We start from the raw sequence: 15,746 nt of genomic DNA on the forward strand, positions 1-15,746 counted from the left end.
TGGCAACCCGGAAGATCGTTGGCTGGGTGAACCGCTCTGGTTTTTCCGGAGGCCATTTGTTTTGAGTCACGCCGCCATGGCGACGTCCTCGGTTTGGGCATGATAGCCTGCTTCGGCCTCGGCGGGCGGAATGTTGCCGATGGGTTCGAGCAGGCGTCGGTGGTTGAACCAGTCGACCCACTCCAGGGTGGCGAATTCAACGGCCTCCAGGGTGCGCCATGGTCCGGGGCGGCGGATCACCTCGGTTTTGTAGAGGCCGTTGATCGTCTCTGCCAAGGCGTTGTCGTAGGAATCGCCGACGCTGCCCACGGAGGGCTCGACACCGGCGTCGGTCAGGCGCTCGGTATACTTGATGGCAACGTATTGCGAGCCGCGGTCGGAGTGATGGATGAGGCCGCTGCCCTGTGCCGGTCGGCGATCGTGGAGCGCCTGCTCCAAGGCGTCCAGAACGAAGCTGGCGTGGGCGGTGCGCGACACCCGCCAACCGACGATGCGGCGGGCGAAGGCGTCAATGACGAAGGCGACGTAAACGAAGCCCTGCCATGTGGCCACATACGTGAAATCTGCCAGCCACACGGCATTCGGGCGAGACGCCTGGAACTGGCGGTTCACTCGATCCTGCGGACAGGGTGCTCGGTCGCTGATCGTGGTGCGCACCGCCTTGCCGCGTGTCGCGCCCTTCAGGCCCATCTGCTTCATCAGTTGGGCCACCGTGCAGCGCGCCACGTCGAGGCCCTCCCGCCGCAGCTGCCGCCAAACCTTCCGTGCCCCATAGACCCCGAAGTTTTCATCCCAGACCCGCCGGATAGCCAAACTCAGTTCCGCGTCACTTCGCAAACGGGCCGGCGCCTTGGCCGGATCGGCCGTCCGGGCGGCATGGGCGCGGTAGGTCGACGGGGCGATCGGCAGCACTTTGCAGATCGGCTCGACCCCGTGAACGGCGCGGTGCGCGTCGATGAAGGCGATCATTTCCGAAACGGGCGGTCGAGCTCCGCCTGGGCGAAATACGCCGACGCCTTGCGTAGGATCTCGTTGGCTTGGCGCAGTTCCCGGACTTCGCGTTCTAGCGCCTTGATCCGCTCCTGCTCGTCCGTCGTCGGCCCCGGCCGCTTGCCCTGGTCACGGTCGGCCTGCCGGACCCAGCCGCGCAACGTCTCCGCCGTGCAGCCGATCTTCCCCGCGATCGAGCTGATCGCCGCCCACTGCGAGCAGTACTCGCCAGCGTGATCGAACACCATCCGCACCGCGCGCTCGCGGACTTCAGGGGCGTATTTGGGTGATGCCTGTTTCGTCATGATGACCCCCATCCTCTCAGATGATGGGGCCTCCGACAAACCCGGAGCGGTTCAGAGTGATTTGAAGGGCGTGCTGGGTGGTCGCTCGACAAGAGGGACCACCTCACAGTCACGTCTGCGGCAAAAAGGGGCATCGCTTTTGAGTGAATGCCTTGCCTACCCTGAACCGTCCTTTGGCAAGCTGGCCGTGTTCGTTAGTGGTCACAGTAGCCCTGCTGGTACGCGAACATGACCAAGACTTCATGAGTTTGATCTAATGTGCTCCCCCTATGAGATGAAGCTTTGGCTGTTTGCAGTCATGGGTCATCGCATTTTTGGAAATGCCAAACGTAGCAATGTGCCAGTGCCGTTGATCTGCTTCGCGTTATACAATTCTTAATATTTCAAAAGTTGTTTAATGTCACGAAATCGGAGGGTTGCTCTAAACCAAAGGGTGAGAAACCGAAGCAAAAATTCGAAGCAGCTGCGTGTCAGGCGCGCCGGACCGATCTACGGGACCGCACCTCAATCGGCGTGACCGCCGCGTCACCCGAAGCAAGGTCAGAACGGCGCGTGTCGCCCGCTCCCTGGGCCGGAGCGGGCAGACGAATTCGCAGATTCTGGTCAACAACTTTCATCCGTGCCGTCGCCACCATTCCGGGCCGCGGCAGCGAGGGCCATTGATTGAGGAATCCGCCATGATCGCTGGACGTCATCTCCGCCCAACACTTATGTCCGTCCTTGTTTTCCTCGTCGCCCTTGGTTGGAGCGCGGAAGGGGCACGTGCGGCCGAAGAAGAATGGCGGTCCGCTTTCCAGGCGGCCGACGCCTATTACCGGATGAGCATCGAGCTGGAAGGGGATGTCCGTTCGCTCGCCAAGGCGGTCCGTCTCGCGGAGCGGGCGGCCAGCCTTGCCCCGGCCACGCACAAGGCAACCGTCGAAGCGCTGCAGCAGTCGATCTCCGTCCAGCAGGAAATGGCGGCGGAGTCATTTCAGGGCGTTTTCCCGCTGGCGCGCCTGCTGGCCGGTGCCGCTCCCGAGGTTCCTCTGGAACTCCACGACCCGCCGGAATGGCTGGCCGCGACGACCGCCGTGCGGACTCTGCTGAACGACCTGTCACGGGGCGAGCGGGGGCGGACGCAGCTGCACGCCGTGATCGCGTCGCCACCGAACCATCGGCATCTCGACGGCGAGGTGACGGCCACGGCCCGTACCATTCCGGGTGTGCTTCTCCACCCGCGCCATGTGGTCGCGGAAGCGCTCGGTCATTCCCAGGCCGCGCTGGCGGAGCTGGATGAGGGCCGGCCGGGCAAGGACACGCTGCAGCGGCTGAAGACCGCGCTGGGCGCGCCCGACCTTCTGGTCGGCTCGCTGCGCGTGGTGCCGCTGGAGGATGGCGACGCGATGGTCGAGGCGCGCGGCACACTCGTCCGCGCCGGTTCCGACGTGGATGATCTGGCGGTCGCCTGGGGTTTCAACCGCGATCGCCGCCAGCTCTGGCTTCCCACGTTGGCCATGAACGCGGCCCTGGGGTTTGGGATCGTCCTGGTCGGCGTCGCGTTCCTCAGACGGTCCAACGCCGGGCACGGGGGGACGCCGGACGAAGGGCAAGAATGGGTCTCCCGGCTGCAGTCCGCCATCTTTCTGGCCAGCGCCTTCCTGGCCGGCCGGCTGCTGCCAATGGTGCTGTTCAAGGCCATGGGGGCCGCAGTGCCGCTGCCGGATGCGGGGGCCGACCTAGAAAGTGTGAAGTGGTGGCCGGCCGTCGCCGGCATCACGCTGTTCGCCGTGCCGCTTCTCGTCTGGCGCGCTGTGTCATTCCGCGCGGCCGCCGTGCTGCGCGAAATGGTCATCCACGGGCGTCTCGGCTGGGCCGGCGCCGCGCTGAGCCTGGGGGCCGCGGCCTACGGCGGCGGCCTGCTGCTGCGTTACTGGGGGCTGGACGCCGTGCCGGCCGCCATAGTGTTCGCCATCGGCGCGGCGGTGGCGGGCGGGCTCCTCGGCAGTTGCCTGGACCGCTTCGACGCGCTGCACCCGGCCTTCGCGGCGGCAGCGCTGGGACTGATGGCGCTGCTCGGCACCACCCTCTGCCTTGCCGAACCCGTCTACATCGAGGCGGCGGCGCTTCCCACGGCGTTCATCCTCGCCGGACAGCTATGGTCCTTCTTCCGCCAACCCGGAGAGATTACGGCATCGTTCCCGGACGCCGCCGGGCGGGGCGGGAAATGGGCCAACCCGGTCGTCGGCCGCGTGTGGGACGACATCGGCCGGCGGCAACCGGATGTCCCCTTGTGGTTGGGCATCCTGGGGCCGGAGACCTGCGGCAAATCGACGGTGGTCGATGAGCTCGTCAAGCGCATGCACGGTGACGGCCCGCTGACAGTGCTGCGCGGCAGTTGCGACCCGATTTCAGGATTGAGCGCGGCACCCACATACGGACCGTTCGAAAAGGCACTCAAGGGGCACCTTCAAGGGAGCCTGTCCTCCAACGGCTTGGACGCCGCGCTCGACGCCACGACGACGATCCTGCTGGCCCCGGTCACGTCAATGTTGGGCAGCGGGGCGGGCGAGCAGAATGTCCATGTCTACGTCACCAATCAAATTCAGCAGATGGCCGACGGCGCGCATGTCGTCCTGGTCATTGAGGGCGTACAGTGCCTGGACGGCGCCTCGCGCTCGCTGCTCGCCCACCTGCGCAAGAATTTCCGTACGGTTCCAGGGCGCCGCCTCACGGTCATCCTCGAGGGGCGCGACGAACCGTCCGTCGAGGAGCTTTGCTCCTATCTGGAGGTGACGCGCTACGACGTGCAACCGCTCGACCCCAAGGAACAGCACGCGCTCCTGAAATCGGAGGGGCTGACGCCGGAGGCGGTGGCTTGGGTGATTGCCTGGAACACCGGCGAGGGAACCCCACAAACACCCCAGGCCCTGCGCGAAGTCATCGATCACCTGCGCGACCACAAGCGGCTCATCCCAGGGAGTGCCAACGGGGGGCTGCGTCTGAACGACCAGACGAAAGAGGTGCCGGTCCTCGCCAGCATGGCCGAAAGCGTGCGGGACACGCTGAAGGCCGTGCCTACGGCCCGCGCGTTGCTGACGGCGGCGGCCTGCGCGGCGGTCAGCACCCGGTTCGACCTGGCCCTTGTGGCCGAGGCGCTCGGGCGCACGACAGCCAGCGTGACCGAGCTTCTGGACGAGCTGTGGCGCCGGCCTCGCCCCTTGATCGAGGAGGATGACGGCCGACACTACCGTTTCGTCTCGCAGCATGCCTTGGACGCCGTCCGTCGTGAGCTGAAAGCGGAACCCCTGGGACCGCACGCCGACCTTCCGCCACGGGTGCGCACCATCTATGGCCGGCTGGCCGACGTCATGCGCGGGCAACCCAAGACCAGCATTGAGGACGTGGAGCGGCTGGCCCTCTACAGCTATGCTGCCGGCCTGCAGCATGCCGACAAGGCAGTGGATGCGGCTTTCACCGCCGCTGAAGTGCTGATGCGTAGCGCCAACCAGTTCGACAAGGCCGCCGGCCTGATGGCCAAAGCGGACGAGATCACCGTAGCCGCTCCGCATTTGCGGGCGCTCGTGCAGCGCGAGCGGCAGAGAATGCGTCTGCTGGAAAGCCACCTGACCAACAACCCGAAGATGGCCGCAGAGCAGGCGCGCGAAGCCCTGAAGGTGCTGACCGACAATCTCGCCGACCCGCTGCTGCCGGCCGCCGCCCAGGGATGCTTCGACGGTATGGGAGCGGACCGCGCTCTGCGCGAGGAGGCCATCCGCCTTGCGGAACGGCTGGCCGGGTCCGACACGCCCCACGCGGTGGAAGGTCTTCACATCCAGGCGCTTTGCCACGAGGGCCGCTCCCCGGAACGGCGGGAATTGCTGCGCCGTGCCCTGGACATGGCACGCGGCCTGAAAAACCGCGAGGCGGAGGCGCGCATCACCAACTCCCTGGCGGAAGCGCTAAGCCTCAGCGAAGCGGCCGCCGACCGCGCCGAAGCGGAGCGTCTGTTCAACAGCAGCATCGCGCTGAAGCGCACCCTCCCCATCCCCGACGGTCGGGGCGAAGCGCGCTCCCGCGGCGGCCTGGGCCGCCTCGCCTACTTCGGCACACCGCGGAACGTGAACGCTGCCCAGAAGCATTTCGAGGAGGATCTCAGGCTGTCCATCGATTTCGGCGACCTCCGCGGCCAATCGCAGATGTACAGCCTGCTCGGTGCCTGCGCATTCGATAACGGAGATTGGGCGAAGGCGATCGAGATGCATGGCAAAACGATCGCGCTGAACGTTCATGCCTTCGATGTCTTCATGTCCTACGCCGGCCTGATGCAGGCCCACCGCGCCAACAAGGATGAGCGCGGCTTCCGCAACGCATGCGCCGCGTTCGAGGCGGCCGGGGGCTTCGACGCGGCTCCCGAGGGCACGCACAGGACGCTTCGCGCCGCACTCGCGGAAGCGGCGGTCGAGACGGCATGACTGGAATGGCCCCCCCCACATTCCGGCACCGCTTCGTAACGGCCGGGACCGCGGCCCCGCACTCGGTCCCGGCCGGCGAACTATGGCTCGACGTCGGAAACGCGGCGGCCGAGGGTGTCTACGATCACCATCAGGGCGGCGCCTCCAGCACGGCGGCCTTGGTGATGGACCGGGCCACGGAGATCATCGCGCGGACGGCGGGGAGTAGGGAGCTTACCCTGGTCAGCCATACCGCTCCGGATTTGGACGCCGTGACGGCCGCTTGGCTGGTTTCCGGCTTGGCGGGCGCCCGCCGTTCGCCACCGGAAGCCGCCCTGCACCGCATCGTCACGGCCGTGGCCGAGCACGATCAGGGTCATGAGGATGACGGCCCACTCGACCAGAATCTGGGCATGGTTTTCAATCTGCTGCTGCTCGATGCGGCAGATGACACCGACCGGATGGCGCGGGGCATGGCGCTGCTCGACAACATCGGACGGCGCATGGCCGGCGGCTGCGGGCTGGCTCAGGCGGTCGCCGCGGAAGGGCTTGGCCCGCGCATCGCGGCCGAGGCTGCGGCCTACGCCATTGACAGGGCCGAAGCCGAGTGTTTTCCCGTTCTCCTGCCGACGCGCACCGGCGGTGCGCGGGCCTGCGACGTGCTGGCCTTCGTGGACCCGCGCTGCGCGCTGCTGAAGCACTTTGCGCGCCGGAGCCACGACGGTGCCCTGCTGGTGTCTTGGGAGCTCGGCGGCTCTCCCCCCGAGTGGCGTCACATCGTCAGCGTCGACCCCGACAGCGGCCTGACGCTGGAACGACTTGGCGACGCGCTGGAGCGCGCCGAACGCGCCGTGGAGGCCGCTTCGACCGTCCCGCTCCGGCCTGGACGCCATCCGGTGGCGCCGGGACGGGGGCGGTTCGGCGGCGATCTGCCGTCGCCCTGGTATGACGGGCGGGGCCACCGCCACAGCATCGTCGACTCACCGAGCATAGCCGATCCGGCGCGCCCGCGCTGCGCCTCGCTCCTGTCCCCTGCCTCAATCCGCGAAACCATGCGCCGGATCTACCCACGCACGCCGGAGACCACCGCCCGATGACCGTTTCGACCGACGCACTGCTCGCCGAAGTCGGCCGCATCCTGCCGGCGCTTCTCGACCTCATCGGCGAAAAGGCCGACAGCGCCGGTCCCGAGCAGGCTTACCACCTGACGAAGCGGGCCAAGAGCCGGCTGGGCACCGAGAAGCTGGGCCATGCGCTGGCGCTCGATCCCCGCAGCGAGCTGGGCATGTTCGAGGGCGTGTTGAAGGATCTCGCCAACCGCGTCGGGCGCCCGACCCCGACCCTGGCCGAGCAGCGCAATCTCCAGATCGCGGCGTTGCGCATGCTCGACTTCTGCGCCCTGATCGCGCAGCGCCTGGGCCGCGACGACCTCGGTCCCAAATACCAGCCGGGGGTGGATGAGGATCTGGGACGGCGCCAGCTGCGCGCGTTGGAGCTGTTGGTGCGCAGTCTGGTCGACGAGGCGTCCGGCGGGCAGGAACACCTGCGCCGCCGCCTGGAATCCGCGTTCGGCCCCGACAAGGTGCAGACGTGGCTGAAGACCGCCGATCCGAACGACCTGCTGTCCGGCACGACGTTCAGCGAGCTCGTCAGCATCTTCGTCGACAAGCAGACCTTCAAGACGCACCACGGGCCGCTGTTCGAGGACACCGCGTTCCTGCGCTTCCTGCGCGACCAGCGCGAGACGATCCGCAGCTTCCTCGACGATGTCCGGCGCTTGCGCAACATCGTTGCACACAACCGGCGTATCACGCCGATCCAGCTGGCGCTGCTCGACCTCTATTACGGTGAGCTGGCAAAGCCGGTCGGCGACGCGCACCAGAAGCGGAAGACCGCCGTCGATCCCGACGCCTACCTTGAGGTCAGCAACGCCCAGCTGGACGCTTGGTTCGGCGCGCTGCAGGAGGATGTCGGCGCGATCCGGGACGATCTCAGGGGCATCGCCGATACGACCCGAACCATCGACCGGCGCACCGTTGTCATCGCGGCCGGCGTCAAGGCGCTGCTCGCGGCGGCGGTCATCAGCTCCCTGCTCGCTGGTTGGGAGGTGGTGCTCTACATCGCCCACCGTTGGGAAAGCCGCACCCTCGCCAACCGATATGCCGACGTGGCCGACGAGATCTACCACCACCAGAACAATCCGGAGGTGGCGCTGGCCCTGATCGAGCGGGCGATCGCTCTGGACGGTGACAATCCGCGCTTCCAGACCAGCAAGGCCTACATGGACGGCATGTCGGCGGTGCGGGAGCTTCTGAACCTCGATCGTCCGCTGTTCAAGGAGGAGCTCGACCGCGCCCACCACGCGCTGGCCAGCGCCCTCTGGCTGGAACGGCTCGACGAGCGCCAGCCGGCGCCGAACATCCTGCGCGGGCAGATCTACATGGCCCTGGAGCAGGACGATCTGGCGCAGGCGGCCTTCGAACGGGCCATCGCGCTCGCTCCGACGAACAGCTTCGCGCTGATGCGCCTAGCCGTCTTGAAGCAGCGGGTCGGCGACGCCAGCGGCGCGCTGGAACTGCTGGACCGAGCGCTGGCCGTGGATCACCGCGACAAATGGGCTTGGCTGTGGAAGGGCGTCGTGCACGCCGAGAATTTGCAGCAATGGGACAAGGCGCGCGGCTTCTATGCCGAGGCATTGAAGATCGACCCGCGCTTCGACCTTGCCCACTACAACATCGGCTGGACCTGGGTGAACCAGAAGCCGGTCGACTATGCGATGGCCCGCGCCGCCTTTGAGCAGGTGCTGAAGATCAACCCCAATTACAAGGAAGCCTATCACGCGCTGGGCTTCACCTTCGGGCTTCAGAACCAGTACGAGATCGCCAAGCGCCACTACGACCGCGCGCTCAAAATCGACCCGAACTTCGTCACCGCCTGGAAGGGGCGTGGACTGATCAACCAGGAACTGGGGCTGATGGACGAAGCACTGGCCGATTACGGCCGAGCTTTGGAACTGTCGCCCCGCGACGTGGACCTCCACGTCCGCCGCGCCCGCGCCTACCTGCTGGTGGAGAAGGACACCCAAGCCATCGCCGATCTAACCTTCGCCAGCCAGCTCCGCCCCGACCACGCGCGCACCTGGACGACGCTGGGCGACATCTATCGTCGCACCGGCCAGCACACGGTTGCCATCGAGAGCTACAGCCGCGCCCTGGCGATCAATCCCAAGGACGAGGTGGCGCTGGCCGGCCGGGGCGATTCCCGTTGGGCCACCGGCGACAAGGCGGGCGCCCGGGAGGATTACGATCTGGCGTTGGCCGCTGTCAGCTATCGGCCGGAGCGCATCTGGCTGCGGCGGGGCCGCCTGAACGAATGGGGGGGAAACCGCGAGGACGCGCTCCGCGATTTCCGGGAGGCACGCCGCGTTGCGCCGAAGGATTTCGAAATCTGCCAGGCAGAGGCGAGCCTGCTGGTCGATTTGCGTCGTGCCAAGGAAGCCGCCGTCGCCATTGCCGCTTGTCGTCAAATGCGGCCCAAGGACGCGGCGGTGACGGATCTGCAACGGCGCCTCCAGGCCCTTTCCGACACCGACGCCAACCCATAAGAGGAAAACGGATGGCATCCTTGAGAACAGCCCTATGCGCCGGAGCCTGCCTGTTGGCAACCGCCTGCGTTCCGACAATGGATAAGCTGCGCGAAATGGCCGGCAAGCCGGTCGTCCATGAGTCCAACATCAACCTTCAGCAGCCGGCTTTCGTCGCCTGCCGCGACCTCGCGCTCCATCAGACGCCCGACCGCTGGGCGGTTCGTCAGGCAACATTGCCCTTCGGCAGCGCCGTGATGCCGATCGATTACGCCGGTTACTATACGCTTCCCCAATCGCAGCAGGACAGGTTTTCGGGGCGCGACCTGCCGCCAGAGCCGAAGATGGGCGCATCATGGGTCAAAGTCCGCGCTCCCGGCGCCGAAGGTTGGGTCGCGGGGGCCTGTTTGGTCGACGGCCGTCTGATGGAGCGCCAGGACCCCAACAGCCGGCTCCGCACCGTCTACAGCACCAAAATGCGGAAATTCAGCGAGGACGAGCATGCCGACCTGACGACCATGCGTGGCGGGGTCGGCGAGGCGAAGCTCGTATCCTGCAAAACCGGCTGCAACGGTCAGGACCTCGTCGACCGCCTGATCATCGACAGCGCCGTCAAGGATTCGCTGGAATCCACACGAACGTTCCGGTCGGAAGGCCGGCTGGGAGAGTACAAATGACCACTCGCCGTCGTTTCCTCGCATCGGCCGTTGCCTATGCTGCCGTCGCGCCGACCGCCGCGATGGCCAAGGGCCTGACGTTGGAAGACGTCATGCGCGACGCCGAAGCCGCGCGCATGGGGCCGGTCGACCACTTCATGATGGGCCGCAAGGCCGCCGTGGAACTGTTGCAGGGGCAGAAGCTGTTGCCCGCCTCCTCCACCCCGGCGGTCTATGTCCGCAAGGTTCTGGACACGTTGATGCTGGGTTCCAACCAGCCCTATTCCTATCGCGGGCCGGTGTTCGGCGTAATCGACAGCCACGAGCTGAACGCCTACGCGGCGCCGGGGCCGTTCATCTTCGTCACGACGGGGATGCTGCGCTTCCTGCAGGACGAGGAGGAACTGGGCGCGATCCTGGGGCATGAACTGGCGCACGCGGAATTGCGCCACGCCGTCTATGAATATCAAAATGCCCTTGCGGGACGTACCTTCGCCAGAGCGACGGACGGCGGCTTCAACGACATGATGCAGAAGATGATGCCAACCATCCGCCAAGGATATTCGGTGGAGATCGAGGCGGAAGCAGATGCCCGCGCCATCGATTTGGTCGCGGCCGCCGGCTACCGCCCATCCGCGCTGATCAATGTGTTGGACCGCTTCAAGGCCCAGACCAACAGCTACGGCGGCGCCAAGTATCCGATCCAGCGCACCCACCTGCTCCAGCAAAAAGTCGGACAGTTGGCGGAGCCGGCCGCGACCGCCGTGGAGGTGCGCGCGAAGCGCTTCCAGAAGGCTATGACCGGATTGCCTAAATCGGCCTGACGCCGAACCGCCCCGTCATCGGCAGCGGGGCGGTGCCCCCCGCAAGCAATCACGTTTCCAATTCAGAAAAAAGGCCCAGGGACCATGTCCACGATCCTCGACGACGCAGCACACCGCAAGCCTTCACCTTCGCAAACGGTGTCGGACAGTTTACCGGTTCGTCTCATCGAAATGGCTCTGATCGGTTCGCGCTGGCTCGTCGTACCCCTTTTGTTCGGCCTGATGACCATTCTGGTAGCCTTTGCCTACAAGATGGTTCAGGAACTCATCCATGTTTTCTCGCATCTGGCGGCGACGACGGAGGCCGATCTCGTGATCGTGGCCCTGAACCTGATGGACCTCGTGCTCGTCGCCAATCTCGTCACCATGGTCGCTCTCAGCGGCTACGAAACGACGGTGTCGCGCCTGCAAGGTGCCGGTGAAATGCCATCCTGGCTCGGCAAAATCGATGCGGCGGCGCTGAAAGTAAAGCTGGCAGCTTCGGTAGTTGCGATTTCCTCCATCCATTTGTTGCGGGCATTTTTGAACAGTGCGGAAGTGTCGGATCGACAGATGTCGTGGATGGTCGGCATTCACGCGCTGTTCACGCTCGCGGCTCTGGCGATGGCCTTCGTGGACCGTGTCGCTTTCGCAGGGCATCGCGATCACTGAGCGGAGGGAAATGCCTGGAGCCATTCCGCCCATCGCTGACCGACGGTCCGACATTCCCGGACCGCTGTGTTCCCGCGCCCCGCTGGTTTCGCGCCTTTCGGAAGGCACGCCATGGAGACTGAACCGTCATGAAGCACCCAAGGGGGCCGGGTATTGGTTTGGTGCACGAACGCGGCGGTTGCCCAGTCCGATGAGGTCGGGATGAAAGGCGGGGCCATTGCTGATCTCCCCGCCCGAGCCTAACCGTTCAAGCACAATGCCGATCGCCGGCACCGGATTCCGAAAGGCCGCTACAGGGTGACGAACTGGGCTGCCTATGAGGCCGGGCTGCGTCAGCGCGGCTCCCTGACGATCAAGGAACCACGGCTGCGCTCCTCCCTTGCGCATCCGTGCAACAGAGATGCGTGTTGGGCCTTAATAGAATTGCAAGAAATTTGAAAATAAACCCGACCACAGAATGCTCGCTTCAGGCTTTTCTGCGCTTGGCGCTTTAAGGCCAATTTATGAGACACATTGCACGTCACCAAATTCTGCAATATCGGAGCGTCAATGGGCAGCCTTGGTCAAGCCTTCGAAACCGCTCTCAGAAATGCCGGCCTTGAGCAGCTTCTCGAACGGTTGACCGCAATGGCCGCCGCGGGTGCAGTGATCGATCCGGCAGATAGGCGGGCGGCGATCATCAGCGGAAAGGGCTGGATGCTCGTCGGTCTTGGTATCGGCGACCAGGATCACGCGGCGCTCCTGGCCGCCGTCGACAGCATGCAGACATCCCAATTCTCGGCCGTCGACGCCTTATCCGTCGCCTCGCGCAGCCGGTGTCTTGCGGACACCCCCACTCATCCCTGGATAGAGGCCGTCGAGACACGCTGGCCAGCGCCGGTCGCACACGAATACCGCCATCTGCGTGAACTTCTGGCGGAAGGGCAGATCATAGGCGCCTTGTGGCAGTTCAAGGACGCCGCCGAGATGCTCGTCAAGTTCCCAGCGGTGGCGATGCTCCGGGACATCCAGCGGCACGCCGACCGATCGACGCCCGCGGCGCACGACGCCGTTGTGGCCGCGGACGCGGAACTGCGCCGACTGCTGCTGGCGAAGCCCCCCGCGCTGGGCGATTGGATCATGATCGCTGACCGGGCCGCCCGGTTCGTCCTCGAACGGTCAAGCGGCCTGCTTGTGCCTGAATTGGCAAGCCTGTTCCGGAAATCCACCGGAAGACATGACGGGCAAGCCTCGCCTTTTGCACGGTGGCTTTCCAAAATCGCGGCGCAAGGTCGTGTCCCAAGCTGCCGAAGCTGGCTGCCCTGCTCGACGAGGCCGAGGAGGACGTGCTGGCCTTCATGACCTTTCCCAAGGAGCACCCCGCCAAGATCCTCACGTTGCCCGCTGCGGCCGCGTGACCGTCCCGGCCAGACCTACCTGAGACCAGATGAGCGCCCCGGCTCCTACACCACGCTTCGGGACACGATCCGACTGCTTCCTAGGTGAGCCAGAAAGTCGTCCCTGGCACGCTCCCACAAAGCCTTGATCTTCTCGACGGTGTGCGTCCGCGATTGGAAGGTGATGGCCTCCTGCAGCCGACCGGCACCGTCATCTGCAAACAGACCGGCGTATCGGTCCGGGGTAGGGCGGGGCAGCTTGACCTTTCCGTCCAGCTTCACTGTTTCACTCCCAGAACGTCGGCGATGAACCGCCAGTTTTCCCACCACATGTCAGCCGTCTTGGCACCGCGCAACTCCACGACACCGATGCCGACATCATAGGTCCGATGCACCTCAGCCAGATCCGGGATGAGGGCAGGCGCCACCGTGACACCGACGGCCAAGCCACGATAGGCGGCGCTCATTCGAAAGTACAAACGCGCGGTCGCAACGGTACAAGCCCGACCTGTGGAGAACCGATGCGGTCGCGAAAATACAAGGGTGCGGGACTGCGAATCGGACCGAATCAGGATACAGCCGGCATTGGCGCAAAAATGGGGTTCCGTTGCATAGTTCGACGGCAAGCGCGAAGATCGGCGGATGCTGCGTCCTCAGGCGGCCAACCCGAAGAGGTTTGCGATGAAGGTCGTCTGGTCAGGCATGTCGTTGGCGGGAATGGCGGCGACATGCCCTTTGCGGACCATCGCCAGGATCACGAAGCCGGCGATCGTCTGGCGCGCAGTGTGGAATGTCTTTTGATGCCGAGCCCCGGTCGAATGAACTGCGGCCCGGAAATGAGACACCCGTCTGGGCTTGTTCAGGCGGCCAAGGGTAGCTCGGCCATGGGTGTCTGATCAACCCGGCGTTGGTCAGCGCGCACCTGGTCTGGGGTGCGGTGGCCATGCCGGGCGACGAGCCAGGTTTTGTTGCAGTGGTGGGCGAACTCGACCACAGCGCGGCGCAGGTCCTCAATCGTCTCGTAGGTGTGAACCCACAGCAGGTTCTCTTTCAGCGTCCGGATGAAGCGCTCGGCCACGCCGTGGCCCTCCGGTTCGTGCACGAAGGAGGGCGAACTGGTGATGCCCAGGCACTTGATCTCGGCCTGGAAGTCGCCGGACATGTAATTGGAGCCATGATCGTGGCGCAGTTTCAGCCCGGCGGCGATGCCCGGGCCGATAGCGCCGAAGTGGCGCAGCACGCCTTGGCGGACTGGTTCCCGGGCTTCGAAGCGGTTGCCGCTCTTGGAGGCGTGAATGCCCACCACCTCGGAGTTGGCGTGGTCTACGGCCACGAAGACGCGCGCCACGCCCTCGGCCGCGGTGATCGTCTCGGTCATGTCGGTCCCCCACATCACGTTCACCGTCTCAGTTGCGATGGTGCCGTCGTGCGCTCGTGTGCGGGGCCGCCCGACCCGGTGCGGCGCCAGCAGCCCGTGCGCGCCCATCAGCCGCCGCACCCGGCGGGCCGAGGTGCGAATGCCCGCATGCCGCAGACGCGCCAAGATCTTGCGGTAGCCCTCGCCATGGAAGCGCGAGACGAGGATCTGCTGGCGGATGTGCTCGACCAACTCGCCATCCGAGCAGGGGCCAAGCGGGCCTCGGCGCCCGGGCATCGGTGCCGGGCCGACCGTCCGGTGACGGTAGATGGTGGCGCGCGACACGTGCCAGGTTCGGGCAACGCGGGCCAGACCGTAAGGGCGACCGGTGGAGGTCGAGGTGGTCCGGCTCATCGTCTCGACCTCCGCCGGGCCAAAGGGCGTTTGCCCTCCAGCGCGCTGATCTTCTCGCGCAGCAATTCGTTGTCCATGGTGATCTCGTCCAGCTTGGCCTTGAGGCGGGCGATCTTCGCATCGCGCTCGTTGCGTTCGCGCTCCATCATCGCCGACGCCGCGGCCGCCAGAGCGCGCTCGCGCGACTCCGATAGGCGCGCCACCGTGACGTTCAGCTCACGGGCGACGACCTCCAGCGACTCCTCCCGGAGCAGGCGCGCGACCGCCGCCACCTCGCGTGCCGCGGAGAACCGTTGGGGCATGCTCGCGTCCGCGTCCGGGGGGCGCCTGCGCCAGCGTGTTGGGCGCGCTCCGGCGCCCCCTCGGGCTTACGCCCTTGTTCTTCATCCATCGTTCAGACCTCCGGTTGCGGTTCAATCTACCGCAGTCGGGTGTCTCACCGCACCGTGCCGCGCCCCAGCCTGCTCGTCCGACAGACCGTATAGCGCCTGCAGCACAAGGATCTTGAACATCATCACCGCGTCCGGCGGCGGCCGACCACCCCGGGAGCGATCCTTGCGTCCCAAGGCAGCGTCCAACGTCGCACGGAAAATCTCCAAGTCCACAACCGACAGAAGACATTCCAGCGGATCGCCGCTCTTGCTCAGCTCCGCGTAACGGTCCTGAAGATCGAATAGACCAGCTTGATTGGCCATTGCTTTCTCCCCATCGCCCGTCGGGGCAAGAGAATCACGACAGCGCCAGCAGCACTATGGTTTTTCGGGGCGCTCAATAGCTAATCTTGGTTCCCGTATGTCAGTTTGTTAATACCGCAGCAGATAATTGACTAAAAGCAAATGCAAACGTCTTTTAACACCGCGCTTAGAGGTGGTCATACAATAGTATGTAATCCCGGCATGTTCTTCTGGGCATATCCTTTGTGCGCATATTGCAATCACAAAAAATCATCGTATCGCTGGAGCCTCATTGACATAGTTAATCTTAAAGATACCCGATATAGTTATTTGCTTTTCTTGTGTTAAGCATATAACATTATAGCCGTTTTTACGTTTTGCTAATATATAGAAGGAAAAAGCAATTCTATGTGCCATCTTAAATAGGTATGGCTCCAGTGTTGCCATGATTGCTGGATGTGATTGTGTGAAGCAGAATTTTCA

The 15,746-nt window shown here is 65.0% G+C and carries 11 protein-coding genes, 1 pseudogene and 1 other annotated feature; of the genes and pseudogenes, 7 read left to right on the forward strand and 5 right to left on the reverse strand.

Annotated features, from left to right (window positions below; all coding sequences use genetic code 11):
* Positions 1-66 precede the first annotated feature (66 nt).
* A protein-coding gene (locus tag FZ983_RS28060) for an IS3 family transposase (RefSeq protein WP_149227608.1) occupies positions 67-1,295 on the reverse strand; the annotation gives its coding sequence in 2 pieces (ribosomal slippage) (positions 67-1,001 and positions 1,001-1,295; 1,230 coding nt in all).
* Positions 895-1,011: a sequence feature (AL1L pseudoknot), on the reverse strand. It overlaps the preceding gene by 117 nt.
* A gap of 659 nt (positions 1,296-1,954) precedes the next feature.
* Here FZ983_RS28060 and FZ983_RS28065 point away from each other — a divergent pair.
* The 7 genes from FZ983_RS28065 (at position 1,955) to FZ983_RS34390 (ending at position 12,783) form a co-directional block, all read left to right on the forward strand.
* A complete protein-coding gene (locus FZ983_RS28065) occupies positions 1,955-5,749 on the forward strand; it encodes an ATP-binding protein (protein WP_149227610.1) in 3,795 nt (1,264 codons plus the stop codon).
* Between the two features lie 5 nt (positions 5,750-5,754).
* Entirely contained in the window at positions 5,755-6,825 is a 1,071-nt protein-coding gene (locus FZ983_RS28070) for a hypothetical protein (RefSeq protein ID WP_149227612.1), read from the forward strand.
* Positions 6,822-9,332 (forward strand): tetratricopeptide repeat protein, encoded by a 2,511-nt coding sequence (locus FZ983_RS28075; protein WP_149227614.1) that lies wholly within the window; start codon positions 6,822-6,824, stop codon positions 9,330-9,332. Before FZ983_RS28070 ends, FZ983_RS28075 begins: the two co-directional genes overlap by 4 nt.
* Before the next feature lie 53 nt (positions 9,333-9,385).
* Complete coding sequence (locus tag FZ983_RS34385; protein ID WP_188092556.1) at positions 9,386-9,988, forward strand: hypothetical protein; 603 nt, start codon at positions 9,386-9,388, stop codon at positions 9,986-9,988.
* Complete coding sequence (locus tag FZ983_RS28080) at positions 9,985-10,791, forward strand: M48 family metallopeptidase (protein ID WP_188092557.1); 807 nt, start codon at positions 9,985-9,987, stop codon at positions 10,789-10,791. The genes FZ983_RS34385 and FZ983_RS28080 overlap by 4 nt, the downstream gene beginning before the upstream one ends.
* Positions 10,792-10,875: 84 nt before the next feature.
* A complete protein-coding gene (locus tag FZ983_RS28085) occupies positions 10,876-11,442 on the forward strand; it encodes a TIGR00645 family protein (RefSeq protein WP_149227618.1) in 567 nt (188 codons plus the stop codon).
* Positions 11,443-11,991: 549 nt separating this feature from the next.
* A complete protein-coding gene (locus tag FZ983_RS34390; protein WP_188092560.1) occupies positions 11,992-12,783 on the forward strand; it encodes a hypothetical protein in 792 nt (263 codons plus the stop codon).
* Between the two features lie 313 nt (positions 12,784-13,096).
* On the opposite strand, the gene FZ983_RS28100 is transcribed toward FZ983_RS34390, so the two are convergent.
* From FZ983_RS28100 to FZ983_RS28115, 4 genes and pseudogenes are all read right to left on the reverse strand, one after another.
* Positions 13,097-13,285, reverse strand: a complete 189-nt coding sequence (locus FZ983_RS28100) for a hypothetical protein (protein WP_149227622.1) — start codon at positions 13,283-13,285, stop codon at positions 13,097-13,099.
* Positions 13,286-13,677: 392 nt separating this feature from the next.
* Positions 13,678-14,589 (reverse strand): IS3 family transposase, encoded by a 912-nt coding sequence (locus FZ983_RS28105; protein ID WP_149227624.1) that lies wholly within the window; start codon positions 14,587-14,589, stop codon positions 13,678-13,680.
* Positions 14,586-14,891: a helix-turn-helix domain-containing protein gene (locus FZ983_RS28110; RefSeq protein ID WP_149227626.1), complete on the reverse strand. Its 306-nt coding sequence runs from the start codon at positions 14,889-14,891 to the stop codon at positions 14,586-14,588. Before FZ983_RS28110 ends, FZ983_RS28105 begins: the two co-directional genes overlap by 4 nt.
* 162 nt (positions 14,892-15,053) lie before the next feature.
* Positions 15,054-15,284, reverse strand: a pseudogene (locus FZ983_RS28115) (transposase); the annotation flags it as partial.
* Positions 15,285-15,746 lie beyond the last annotated feature (462 nt).

Source organism: Azospirillum sp. B21 (genome assembly GCF_008364825.1).
Taxonomy (GTDB): Bacteria; Pseudomonadota; Alphaproteobacteria; order Azospirillales; family Azospirillaceae; genus Azospirillum.